The sequence below is a fragment of the Actinokineospora sp. genome (assembly GCF_050699995.1).
GTDB lineage: Bacteria > Actinomycetota > Actinomycetes > Mycobacteriales > Pseudonocardiaceae > Actinokineospora.
This window is the reverse complement of sequence record NZ_JBOHGC010000383.1, coordinates 1-12164: the sequence shown is the minus strand read 5'-3', so window position 1 is coordinate 12164 and position 12164 is coordinate 1. Positions and strand designations below refer to the sequence as shown.

The window sequence follows — 12164 nt, the reverse complement described above, 5'->3', positions numbered from 1 at the left end:
GCCTTGCCGCCGGTGGAGGCGCGGACCCGCTCGCGGGTGTAGCCGATGTACGCGTCGTAGGCGCCCATGGCCATGCCGATGACCGGCACCGAGATGGAGCACGAGAAGACCGACGCGAACGGCAGCTTGTAGAGGGGCGCGGTGTTCACCGCATGACCAGGGCACACGCACTTTCCGGTCGCCATGAAGCTCAGCGTCCGGTGCTCGGGGACGAACACGTCCTCGACGATGATGTCGTTGCTTCCGGTGCCGCGCAGGCCGATGGTGTCCCACACGTCGTCGATGGCGTAGTCCGCGCGCGGCAACAGGAACGTGCGGAAGTCGACCGGCGTGCCGTCCTCGCCGAGGACCAGCCCGCCGAGGAACACCCAGCCCGCGTGGTCGCAGCCGGAGGAAAAGCTCCACCGGCCGCTGAACCGGAACCCGCCGTCGACCGGCTTGGCCCGGCCCATCGGCGCGTAGGACGAGGAGACCAGGGTATCGGTGTCCTCGCCCCACACCTCCTGCTGCGCCCGGTCGTCGAACAGGGCCAACTGCCAGGGGTGCACGCCGAGCACGGAGGACACCCAGCCGGTCGAGCCACAGGCGCCCGCGATCATCCGCACCGCCCGGTAGAACGTGTTCGGCGAGGCCTCGTGGCCGTCGAAGCGGGCGGGCTGCAGCAGCTTGAAGAAGCCCGCCTCGCGCAGCGCCTTGATCGACTCCACCGGGACCCGCCGGGCGTCTTCGGTCTCCTGAGCCCGCTCACGCAGGCCGGGAAGCAGTTCGCCCACCGCGGCTAGGACGTCGTCACTCATCGACCGCACCCCAAACTGAAACGTGTTCCGCTGATACCAGTCAGACTAGAACACGTTCTCGTTTGTGTCGACAGGTCGCCGGTCAGACCGGCGACCTACCGCCCCTGACTCGGTCCCAGTGGCCGCCATGAACCCAGGTCAACAGCCGGGTCCAGGCATCAGCGCGCAGCGACAGCGTTCGACTCGCGTTGTCGCGCAACGACGATCCAGTCCCACGGACAGCGACCAGAAGGCAGTTGCTACTCGTGCAGAAGCTGCTTCTGCGATAGACGACAGCCATGATGACGACTCCTCGCTCGGTGAACGCGCCGAACGGGGTCGCGCCAAAGGAACCTGTCACTGAGGGTGACACGACCCTCGAACAAACAGGTTAGCGTTCGATAACTAGCGCGGGCTATCGCCCAAGTGGGGCATCACGGTAGGGCCGTTGTCACTGCGGGATAGTCGAATTCGCCGTGTTTCACGCCTTGAGTGAACGCGATCCACTCATCCGGGGTGAACACGTGCGGTGGCAGCGACTCGTCTTTGGAGTCCCGCAGCGAGACATCGCCGTCGGCCAGGACGGCGACCTCGACGCAGGAGCCAGTAGAGCAGAAGCTGCTCTTCCGATAGATGATCATTGAGCTGGTTGGTCCTTGCTCGTGTAGGTGCCGATCATTGAACTGATCTTCGTCCGGCTTTCCTCCACGGTGAGGCACTTGCGACCGAGGTCGTCGAAGAGCCGCGCATAGCGGAGAACGTCGGATTCCTGCTCCAGCCACCGATCGCCCGCGCCGAGCTCGATGTGGACCGAGTTGCGGTCGTACTCGCTCTCGAACGTGAAGACGACGAAGGTGCACTGGTTACCCAGGTCGGGCCCGGCGGAGAAGGGGTAGATCCGCAGGGTCACGTCCTGTCGTGCGCTCGCCTCGAGCAGGGCGCGCAGCTGGCCGTCCATGACCTCGGGGCCGCCGACCATCCGGTGCAGCGTCGCCTCGTCCATGATCGTGCTGATGCGCGGTTTGTCCTCGCGTCCGGCGAACGACGCCTGCCTGCCGAGCCGCAGGTCGACCCGCTTCTGCCGGGCCTGCTCGGTGTCGCGCGGGTAGAGCGCCCGGAAGAGTTCGCGCGCGTACTCGGCGGTCTGGAACACGCCGGGAATGACTGACTGGACGCAGTAGCGCAGGTTGGTCGCCTCGGACTCCAGCGCGATGAAGGTGTCCGTGTTGGTGGACACGATCTCGGAGAGATCCTGCCACCACGCCTGCCTGCGCCCGTCGCCCGCGAGTCGGACCAGCCGGTCGATCAGCTTCTGGTCGTCAACCTCGTAGAGGGCGAGCAGATCGCGGACGTCACGCTGCTTGGGGATGCCGCGGCCGGTCTCAAGTCTGCTGACCTTGGAGACACTGCACTCGAGCCGCTCGGCGGCGTCCTCGAGGTGCATCCCGGCGGCTTCCCGGAGCTCGCGCAGGAGCTGTCCGAGTCGCCGTCTGGGGATCAGTGGCCCCTGGGACGGCATCGCCCCTCCTCGAACGTCTTGCGGTCACCGTGCAATTGCGGGACGCCATTGCCTCGGCCGATGCCGCGTGACGGTACACCAGGATCCTCGGGAATCGGCACGTCGGCCTGCACCGAACGGGTGGATTTGACCTGATTGTGTCATGCAATTGCATGAGGGCATTGCTTCGTTCCCTCTCATAACGCAACCTGAGAGTTGACACGCGTCACGTCCAAGCCGGGAATCGGGTCCCGGCCGGTGGAGGGGAGGACGCGCGATGGCCACCAAGAGGATCACCACACTCGCGGTCGCCGCCGCCCTCATGGCCGGGTGTGCGAGCCAGGAGGCGGGCGGATCGGGAACGACACTGCTGATCGCGATGACCGCCGTGGCCAATGAGCCACGGCCCGCACTGACCGTCCTGGCCCGCCAGGAGCTTTCCGCGGCCGTCCACAGCGACCAAGCCGACCTGCGCATTGTGCGCAGCGGAACCGAACGCCCGGTCGTCATCGACGAGCGCGACCTGCGACTGCGCCGCGGCACCCAGATCGAGCACGATCCGGGCAGGCGGGCCGACCTCGCGGCCCGCGAACTGGAGCGGGTGGCGGGCGTGCTTTCCAATGGTGCCAGCAATTCCGCGCACCTGGACCTGCTCACCCTGCTCGACCACATCGCCCGCACACCCGGCCGCGTCACCGCCGTGGTGATCTCCTCGGGGCTGCAGACCAGTGGACCGCTGGCGGTCGACCGGCTCGACTGGGACCACGTGGGCGCCGACTCGGTGACCGACCAGGCCCGCTCCTTGGGCCTGGTCCCGGATCTGCGCGGCAAGCGCGTGGTGTTCGCCGGGCTCGGCGAGGTCGCCCGTCCGCAGGACACGCTGTCCCCGCCGCTGCGGAACCGCTTGGTGGACATGTGGTTGAAGCTCTGCCGCGCGGGCGGCGGGGACTGCGTCAGCGACAGCGACCCGGCCGTCGGAGGACCTCCGCTGTCGACGACGCCGGTGCCGACGGTCCCGGTGCCGCAGCCGCCGTCGATTCCGGCCGAGCCCAAGGCGGTCAACCTGCCCAGCGACATCCTGTTCGGCCCGGACTCCGCGGTGCTCCTGCCCACCGCGGAGCCGCTATTGGCCCGGCTCGCGGCGGCCGCACCGCCGGGCGCGCGAGTGAGTCTGGTGGGCCACACCGCTTCCGTCGGACCGGCGGAGTCGGCTCGGGAGCTGAGCAGGCAGCGGGCCTCGGCGGTGCGCGACGGGCTGATCCGGCTCGGCGTGCCCGCGGCGTCGATCACGGTCGACGGGGTCGGCTACGACCAGCCGCTGGTCGCCGACCGGGACGCGGCGGGGGCGTTGATTCCCGCGGCGGCGCAACAGAACCGGACTGTCACGGTCAGTCTGCGGTAGAAGGGAGTACGCCATGGCACGACGAATCCGCCACCTGCCACTGTCGATGTGGCTGCGGCACCCGGTGCACTCGGGTGCGGTCGCGTTCCTGGCCCGTCGGGGGCCGCAGGACCACGCCGAGATCGAACACGAGGCACACGGGCAGGCCGCGGCGAGCCGGGTGGTCGGCAGGCGTGGCAAGCGAATCGGCAGGCTGTGCGAGCGGTCGATGACCGCCGCGATCCGCGCGACCCGGCACCTGGAGGACGCGCTGATCGCCGACGACCGCCCACATGTCCTGGGTGGCAGGCGATCGGTCAGGCACGCCAACGCGGAGAAGGGCTGGTCGGCGACCGGCCGCACCGCGCGGCGGGACCTGGTCGGGACCCTGCGGTCGATCCAGCGCGACCAGGACGCGGGGGTCACCGTCCACCAGCACTCGCGCAGCTCGGTGGTGACGGTGTTCGCCTACGTGCTCTTAGCCGTCGACGCGGTGGCGCTGTTCGCCGTGTTCAGCCTGCTGCTCAACATCGACTGGGCCGCGCCCGCCACCGCGCCACTGGTCACCGCCGCCGCGTTCTCCGTGTTCGGCGCCGGGGTGCAGGCGAAACTGGCTGTGGAACTGGGAAAGCAGATCTGGTCGTGGCGGGTGGCGAGTGCCCACCGCACACCGGACGGGCTCGACCCGCACGACCCGGCCGAGGAGTTCCCGCCACGCGGGTTCGTCGTCGCCGTGTCGGCGACCGTGTTGGGGCTGGTCAGTGTCTTCGCGGCACTGTCGATCCTGTTGCGGGTGCGGCACGAGGGCGACCTCGTCGGGCAAGTCTGGGTGGCCACGGTGGTCGGCCTGGTCCTGGCGGGCTGCGCGATCGCGGCACCATGGATTCTGGTGCAGCAGGAGGCTTTCGACGGTTCACCGCTGACCCGCCGCGCGGGCGCGTTGACCCGGATCGTGCAGGCCGCCGACGATTCCCGGTACCGGGCACTCCGGCGCGGCGACCGCGACATCGCCAAGGCCCGTCGGCTCGATTCCCGTGCCCGCAGGCAGTACGGCCGGGTGGAGCTGCGGGTCGGCCAGTGCTACGCGCGCAGGCACCGGGCGATCCTGCTGGCCCGCGAGCTGGGGTCGGTGGACATCCCCAGCCCGCGGCCGGACAGCACCCCGCCCCGGGCCGCGCTGCCGATCCGGGTCCCCGTCGACCTGGGTTACCTGACGACCGCGCTGGACCAGTCGGACAGCGCGATCGAGGAGGCGCGGGCCGCTCGCGCCGCGCTCACCGCCCGGATCACGCCGCCCGCCGAAAGACTCGACCCGGAGCTGTACATGTCATGACGCTTCTCGTCGCAGCTCCAACGCGATGTCGATGAGCTGGTCCTCCTGGCCACCGACAAGCTTGCGTTCTCCGGCGCGCACCAGAATCTGCGCGCCGGAGACGCCGTAGCGCTCCGCCTGCCGGTAGGCGTGGCGCAGGAAGCTGGAGTACACGCCCGCATAGCCCATCATCAAAGCCATCCGGTCGAGCAGACACTCCTGTGGCATCGCGGGCCGCACGACATCCTCGGCTGCGTCCACGATGGCGAAGAAGTCCACGTCCGTGCGGATGCCGAGCTTGTCGCACACTCCGACGAACGCCTCCACCGGCGTGTTGCCCGCCCCCGCGCCGAATCGGCGGGTGCTGCCGTCGATCTGGACGGCGCCCGCGCGGGCGGCGGCGATGGAGTTGGCGACGCCCAGGCCGAGGTTCTCGTGGCCGTGGAAGCCGACCTGCGCGTCGGGGCCGAGTTCGGCCACCAGCGCCGCCACCCGGTCACCGACCTGCTCCAGCACCAGGGCACCCGCCGAGTCGACGACGTAGACACACTGGCAGCCCGCGTCAGCCATGATCCTTGCCTGTCGGGCCAACGCTTCCGGCGGCTGCGAGTGGGCCATCATCAGGAAGCCCACCGTCTCCAGCCCGCGCTCGCGCGCCAAGCCGAAGTGCTGCACGGAGATGTCCGCCTCCGTGCAGTGGGTGGCGATGCGGCAGATCGAGGCGCCGTTGTCCTGGGCGATCAGGATGTCGTCCTTCACCCCGACGCCCGGCAGCATCAGGAAGGCGATCTTGGCGCGCTTGGCGGTCTCCACCGCGACCTTGATGAGGTCCTGCTCGGGGGTGGTCGAGAAGCCGTAGTTGAACGACGAGCCACCGAGTCCGTCGCCGTGGGCGACCTCGATCACCGGCACACCCGCGCCGTCGATGGCCGCCACCATGGCGCGTGCCTCGTCGAGGGTGAACTTGTGCCGCTTGTGGTGCGAGCCGTCGCGCAGCGAGGTGTCGGTGACCCGGACGTCGAGGGTGTCGGAAAAGGCAGTGGGCGCGGTGCTTTTCATCGAAGAACTCATTGCGTCGAATCCCCTCGCGTCGCGAGCAGTTCGCCGACCCGGGTGGCGGCGGCGGTCATGATGTCGAGGTTCCCGGCGTAGGGCGGGAGGAAGTCGCCCGCGCCCTCGACTTCGACGAAGACGGTCACTCGGGCTGGTCCGCCGTCGTCGGTCGGATCGAACTGCGGGTCGGACAGCAACCGGTAGCCAGGCACGTAAGTCGCGACCTCGGCGACCATGTCGTGCACCGACTGGGCGATCTTGTCGGTGTCGGCGTCCTCGGGGATGGCGCAGAAGATGGTGTCGCGCATGACCATCGGCGGGTCGGACGGGTTGAGGACGATGATCGCCTTGCCGCGTTCGGCGCCGCCGACGACCTCGATGCCGCGGCTGGTGGTGCGGGTGAACTCGTCGATGTTGGCGCGCGTGCCCGGACCGGCCGACGCGGACGAGACGGTGGCGACGATTTCCGCGTAGGACACCGGGACCACGCGGGACACGGCGGCCACGATCGGGATCGTCGCCTGACCGCCGCAGGTGATCAGGTTGACGTTGCCCGCTTCCCGGTGCTCGCCCAGGTTGACCGGCGGCACGACGTACGGGCCGATCGCGGCCGGGGTCAGGTCGACCACGGGGATGCCCGCCTCGGCGAAGCGCGGCGCGTTCGCTCGGTGCACATATGCCGAGGTGGCCTCGAAGATCAGGTCCGGCAGGGTGTCCTGGGCGAGCAGCCAGTCGACACCCTCGGCGCTGGCCTCGACGCCGAGGTCGCGGGCGCGGGCCAGGCCCTCGCTGGCCGGGTCGACGCCGATCATCCAGCGGGGCTCGATCACCGGCGAGCGCAGGAGTTTGTAGAGCAGGTCGGCGCCGATGTTGCCGGACCCGACGATCGCGGCGGTCGACTTGCTCACTGGGCACTCCGTCCGAAGTGGAGGGACACGTCGCCGAGTCCGGCGAAGGCGGCGACGAACGTGTCGCCGGGTCGCGCGTCGATCGCGCGGGTGCAGGAGCCGGGCAGGACCACGTGTCCGGCCTTTAGTCGGACACCGAAGGACGCCACCTTGCGCGCCAGCCACGCGACCGCGACGACCGGGTCACCGAGGACCGCGTCCGACCGGCCCGCCGCGACCTCCTCCCCGTTGCGCGTCAGCACCGCGTCGATGCCCTTGGTGTCCACTTCGGAGGGCCGGACCTGGGCGTCGCCGAGGACGAAGCCTGCCGAGGAGGCGTTGTCGGCGATCGTGTCCGCGATGCCGATCTTCCAGTCGAGGATCCGGCTGTCGATCAGCTCGATGCTGGGGACCAGCGCCTCAGTGCGTTCCAGGACGTCCGCCTCGGTGCAGTCCTCGCCGGGCAGGTCGTCGCCCAGAATGAAGCCGACCTCGACTTCGACGCGGGGATAGCAGTAGCGGGTGGCGTCGACCGGGGTTCGCTGGTCGAGACGCATGTCGGCGAGCAGGTGCCCGTAGTCGGGCTCGTCGACGCCCATCATCTGCTGCATCGCCTGCGATGACAGGCCGACCTTGTGGCCGACCACCTCCGCCGTCCGCCGCCGGATGTTGATCAGCTGGATCTCGTAGGCGTCGGCCGGGTCGAGATCGGGGTAGGCCAGGACCAGCGGGTCGATCGGCGCCCGCCCGGTCTCGGCGGCCCGCAGCAGGTCCGCCAGCTGGGTGCGTTCGTCAGCCGTGAGCAAGGGAATCTCCCATCGGGACAGCGAGGGACTGGCCGGCGCGGCGGCCGGAGAACACGCAGTCGGCGAGCGAGAGCCCGCTGACGTAGGACTCGGAGCAGAGGCCGACGGCGGACCGGCCCGCGGCGTACAGCCCATCAATAACACCGCTGACAGCACCGAAACCGTCCTCCCGCAAGACCTGGCCGGTCGTTTCGTCGACGCGCAGGCCGCCGAGGGTGAGCATCGGGCAGGGGTAGCCGGTCGAGGGGCGGATCGAGACGTCGATCAGCGAGAACGGTCCGGTGGTGAGCGGCCGGACCAGGTCGGCGGGTTTGCCGAGCGGGTCGGTGTCGGCGGCGTTGTAGGCGGCCAGGGTGCGGGCGAGGCCGTCGGCGTCGACGCCCGCCTTGCGAGCGGCCTCGGCGAGGGTCTTCCCGCTCACCCGCGCGACTTTCAGCAGGTAGCGGACCTGCAGGTATTGGAACCACAGCGACTGCGAGCGGGCTTGGGCGCGGGCGGCCCGCACGCCCTGCTCGTCGATCAGCAACCAGCCCTTGCCGCCGTGGTGGGTGATCAGCTCGTGGCCGATGGCGGCGCCATACCGCGATTCGTCGCAGATCCGGTCGCCGCGCTCGTTCACCAGGACGCCTTCGAGGAGCGCCGAGGGCGGGGTGATGAACCGCCACGCGGACACCTTGTCCATCGCCCCGACCGCGCCGCCGACGGACTGGCCGAGCCGGATGCCTGAGCCGTCGTCACCCGAGGTGCCGAGCGGGAGGCCGCCGCGGTAGGCGGGTGCGTGGTCGCGCAACATCTCCCGGTTGGCGACGAAACCGCCCGCCGCGATGACCACGCCCCGGCGGGCCGTGATGGTGACCGTCTTGCCGTGCAGGCGCTCGATCCGCTCGGCCCGTTTGGTCAGCATCCGGCGCAGGGCTGGGACGTAGAGCCCGGGCTTCGCCGCGTACTTGCCGAGCAGCCGGTACCGGAACCGTGCCCACGCGGACGCCTCGGCGAGCGTGCGGCACTCGACGCCGGTGACGCGGCCGTCCTCGCTGGTCAGCGCGGTCACCCGGGTCTGCGGCAGGACCCGCGCCCCGGCGCGCGCCGCCGACTCCGCGAGGCGCGCGTAAAGGACCTTCCCGGAGGTGCCGGGTCCTTTCGCACGGTGGCCGCGCGGGGCGGGGTCGGCGCTGAGGGAGCGCTCGCTGCCGGAGTAGTAGAGGTAGTAGTCGTTCGTCGGGTAGGAGGTCTTGGTCGGACACACGCTGCCCTCGAACGGCACACCCTGCTTCTTCAGCCACTCGATCGACTCGGCCGACCCGTCGACGAACGCGCGCAGCGTCGCGGGGGTGACCGCGTCGCCGACTTCGAGCCGCAGGTACGCCGCCATGGCGTCCGGGGTGTCGGTGACGCCCGCCTCCCGCTGGACGGAGGTCCCACCACCCGCGTAGACCACGCCGCCGCTGGCCGCGGTCGCGCCGCCGCCCGCGAAGCGGTCGAGCACGAGCACGTCAGCGCCCCCGGAGGCGGCCTCGATGGCCGCGCAGGCTCCGGCGGCACCGAACCCGATGACCACGACATCAGCCGACTCTTGCAACTCGTTCCTCCTGCGAATCCGCAGTTCCCGTAGCGCTCGACGGAACAGAACTATAACCTGTTCTAGTATTGTGCGGAACGACCGGACGACCGGAGGCGGACATGCCCGACACGACCGACCTTGATGCCGACTGCGACACCGGTTATGACGTCGTGGTGGTCGGCAGCGGGGCCGCGGGCATGACCGCGGCACTCGCCGCGGCCCGGCGCGGGCTGCGGACGGTGCTGGTCGAGAAGGCCGCGACGTACGGCGGCTCGACAGCCAGGTCCGGCGGCGGCGTGTGGGTGCCGAACAACCCCGCCCTGCTCGCCGCCGGGGTTCCCGACAGCCCGGAACAGGCACGGGACTACCTCGCGCACATCGTGGGCGACGTCGTCCCCGAGGACCGGCGGCAGGCGTTCCTGGACAACGGACCGGCGACCGTGTCGTTCGTGCTGGCCAACACGCCGCTGGAACTGGCCTGGGTTCCGGGCTACTCCGACTACTACCCCGAGGCGCCTGGCGGGCTGCCCGGCGGCCGGTCCGTCGAGCCGAAGCCGTTGAGCGCCAAGCTGCTCGGCGCCGAACGCGCCAGACTCAACCCGCCGTACCTCAAGGCGCCCACCGGAATGGCGATCACCCAGGCCGACTACAAGTGGATGAACCTGATGGCCCGGCACCCGCGCGGACTGCTGCGGACCATGCGGGTCGCGGGCAGGCGAATGCTGTCGCTGCTGCGCCGCCGCGAGATGCTGACCATGGGACAGGCGCTTTCGGCCGGTCTGCGGGTCGGGCTCAGCCGGGCCGGTGTGCCGCTGCTGCTGGAGACCCCGCTGGTCGACCTGTGCGTGGAAGACGGCCGCGTCACCGGCGTCGAGGTCGAGCGCGGTGGCAAGAAGGTCGTGCTGCGGGCCCGGCACGGCGTCGTGCTGACCTCGGGCGGGTTCGAACGCAACGAGCGGATGCGCAAGGAGTACCAGCGCGAGCCGATCACGGCGGACTGGACCGTGGGCGCGGTGGAGAACACCGGCGACGGCATCGAAGCGGGTATGCGCGCGGGCGCGGCGGTCGACCTGATGGACGACGCCTGGTGGGGTCCGTCGATCGAACTGCCGCGCGGGCCGTACTTCTGCCTGGCGGAGCGGACACTTCCTGGCTGCGTCCTGGTGAACCAGGCCGGGGAGCGGTTCGTCAACGAGGCCTCGCCCTACGTCGACGCCGTGCACGCGATGTACGACGGCCACACCGAGGACAAGCCGCACATCCCGGCGTGGCTGATCCTGGACCAGCGCTACCGCAACCGGTATGTCTTCGCCGGGCTCGGCCCGCGCCAGCCGCTTCCCGGCAAGTGGTTCAAGTCCGGAGCCCTGCACAAGGCCGCCACCCTGGCCGAGCTGGCCAAGCGGATCGACGTCCCGGCGGACACCCTCATGTCCACTGTGGAGCGATTCAACGGCTTCGCCAGGACCGGTCGGGACGAGGACTTCCAGCGCGGCGAGAGCGCCTACGACCGCTACTACGGCGATCCGCGCAACACACCCAACCCGTGCCTGGGCCCGGTCGACAAGGCGCCGTTCTACGCCGTGCGCATCGTTCCCGGCGACCTCGGCACCAAGGGCGGGCTGCGCACCGACACCCACGCCCGGGTCCTGCGCGGGGACGGCACGGCGATCCCCGGGCTGTACGCGGCGGGCAACGCGAGCGCGGCGGTCATGGGTCACACGTACGCGGGGCCGGGTGCGACGCTCGGTCCGGCCATGGTTTTCGGCTACCTGGCGGCGCAGGATATCGCCGACCGGGCAGGTACCACTGGAGGAAAGCGATGACGCAGGCCGAACAGCCCGTCCGGACCATCGACGTGGGCGCCCCGCCCACGCGCTTCGCCCGCGGCTGGCACTGCCTCGGCCTGGCCGAGTCGTTCCGCGACGGCAAGCCGCACGCCGTGGAGGCGTTCGGCACCAAGCTCGTGGTGTTCGCCGCCGAGGACGGCACGCTCAGCGTGCTCGACGGCTACTGCAGGCACATGGGCGGCGACCTCACCCAGGGCACGGTCAAGGGCGACAACATCGCCTGCCCGTTCCACGACTGGCGCTGGGCGGGCAACGGCAAGTGCGCGGCGATCCCTTATGCCAAGCGGATCCCGCTGCGGGCCCGCACCCGGTCCTGGCTGACTCAGGAGCAGAACGGGCAGCTGTTCGTCTGGAACGACCCGGAGGGCAACCCGCCGCCGGAGAACGTCGTGATCCCCCGGATCGATGGCGCGTTCTCCGACGAGTGGAGCAACTGGACGTGGGACAGCATCCGGATCGACGGCGCCAACTGCCGGGAGATCATCGACAACATGGTCGACATGGCGCACTTCTTCTACATCCACTTCGCCTTCCCGACCTTCTTCAAGAACATCTTCGAAGGCCACGTCGCCACCCAGTACCTGAACTCGCGCGGCAGGCCGGACGTGCACTCGAAGTCCAACTACGCCTCGGAGGACCTCGCGCTGCGCTCGGAAGCGTCGTACTACGGGCCGTCGTACATGATCAATTATCTGTGGAACGACTACAAGGGCACGGTGATCGAGACCGTGCTGATCAACTGCCACTACCCGGTCAGCGAGAACTCGTTCGTGCTGCAGTGGGGTGTGATCGTCAAGCGGCTGCCGGGGGTCTCACCGGAGGACGCCGACCGGATCGCGGGCAAGTTCGCGAAGAGCTTCAGCGTCGGGTTCCTGCAGGACGTGGAGATCTGGCGCAACAAGACCCGCATCGACAACCCGCTGCTGTGCGAGGAGGACGGCCCGGTCTACCAGCTGCGGCGGTGGTACGAGCAGTTCTACGTCGACGTCGCGGACGTGACCGAGGAGATGACACGGCGTTTCGAGTTCGAGGTGGACACGACC

The 12164-nt window shown here is 69.8% G+C and carries 11 protein-coding genes; 4 read left to right on the top strand and 7 right to left on the bottom strand.

Annotated features, from left to right (window positions below; all coding sequences use genetic code 11):
- From ACRDSQ_RS18895 to ACRDSQ_RS18885, 3 genes are all read right to left on the bottom strand, one after another.
- Positions 1-797 (bottom strand): acyl-CoA dehydrogenase family protein (locus ACRDSQ_RS18895; RefSeq protein WP_431422891.1); only part of this gene is annotated, 797 nt, incomplete at its 3' end.
- Positions 798-1210: 413 nt separating this feature from the next.
- Positions 1211-1417: a DUF397 domain-containing protein gene (locus tag ACRDSQ_RS18890; RefSeq protein ID WP_431422890.1), complete on the bottom strand. Its 207-nt coding sequence runs from the start codon at positions 1415-1417 to the stop codon at positions 1211-1213.
- The gene (locus ACRDSQ_RS18885) at positions 1414-2295 is read right to left on the bottom strand and encodes a helix-turn-helix domain-containing protein (RefSeq protein WP_431422888.1); all 882 of its coding nucleotides are present in this window, start codon (positions 2293-2295) and stop codon (positions 1414-1416) included. Before ACRDSQ_RS18885 ends, ACRDSQ_RS18890 begins: the two co-directional genes overlap by 4 nt.
- A 256-nt stretch (positions 2296-2551) precedes the next feature.
- Here ACRDSQ_RS18885 and ACRDSQ_RS18880 point away from each other — a divergent pair, with 256 nt between their 5' ends.
- Positions 2552-3676, top strand: coding sequence for an OmpA family protein (locus ACRDSQ_RS18880; RefSeq protein WP_431422887.1), 1125 nt, complete (start codon positions 2552-2554; stop codon positions 3674-3676).
- A 13-nt stretch (positions 3677-3689) separates the two neighbouring features.
- Positions 3690-4988: a hypothetical protein gene (locus ACRDSQ_RS18875; RefSeq protein WP_431422886.1), complete on the top strand. Its 1299-nt coding sequence runs from the start codon at positions 3690-3692 to the stop codon at positions 4986-4988.
- Here the strand turns inward: ACRDSQ_RS18875 and dmpG are convergent.
- Genes dmpG through ACRDSQ_RS18855 form a run of 4 tightly spaced genes read right to left on the bottom strand, consistent with a single transcriptional unit; the run spans position 4983 to position 9292 of the window.
- Positions 4983-6026 (bottom strand): 4-hydroxy-2-oxovalerate aldolase, encoded by a 1044-nt coding sequence (gene dmpG, locus ACRDSQ_RS18870; RefSeq protein WP_431422884.1) that lies wholly within the window; start codon positions 6024-6026, stop codon positions 4983-4985. The two genes, ACRDSQ_RS18875 and dmpG, sit on opposite strands and share 6 nt — an antisense overlap.
- Positions 6027-6034: 8 nt before the next feature.
- Positions 6035-6928 (bottom strand): acetaldehyde dehydrogenase (acetylating), encoded by an 894-nt coding sequence (locus ACRDSQ_RS18865; protein ID WP_431422882.1) that lies wholly within the window; start codon positions 6926-6928, stop codon positions 6035-6037.
- Positions 6925-7713 (bottom strand): 2-keto-4-pentenoate hydratase, encoded by a 789-nt coding sequence (locus ACRDSQ_RS18860; protein WP_431422880.1) that lies wholly within the window; start codon positions 7711-7713, stop codon positions 6925-6927. Before ACRDSQ_RS18860 ends, ACRDSQ_RS18865 begins: the two co-directional genes overlap by 4 nt.
- Positions 7700-9292 (bottom strand): FAD-binding protein, encoded by a 1593-nt coding sequence (locus tag ACRDSQ_RS18855; protein ID WP_431422879.1) that lies wholly within the window; start codon positions 9290-9292, stop codon positions 7700-7702. The genes ACRDSQ_RS18860 and ACRDSQ_RS18855 overlap by 14 nt, the downstream gene beginning before the upstream one ends.
- Positions 9293-9393: 101 nt before the next feature.
- Between ACRDSQ_RS18855 and kstD the strand changes: the two genes are divergently transcribed.
- Positions 9394-11097 (top strand): 3-oxosteroid 1-dehydrogenase, encoded by a 1704-nt coding sequence (gene kstD, locus ACRDSQ_RS18850; protein ID WP_431422878.1) that lies wholly within the window; start codon positions 9394-9396, stop codon positions 11095-11097.
- Positions 11094-12164 (top strand): Rieske 2Fe-2S domain-containing protein (locus tag ACRDSQ_RS18845; RefSeq protein WP_431422877.1); only part of this gene is annotated, 1071 nt, incomplete at its 3' end. The genes kstD and ACRDSQ_RS18845, both read left to right, overlap by 4 nt.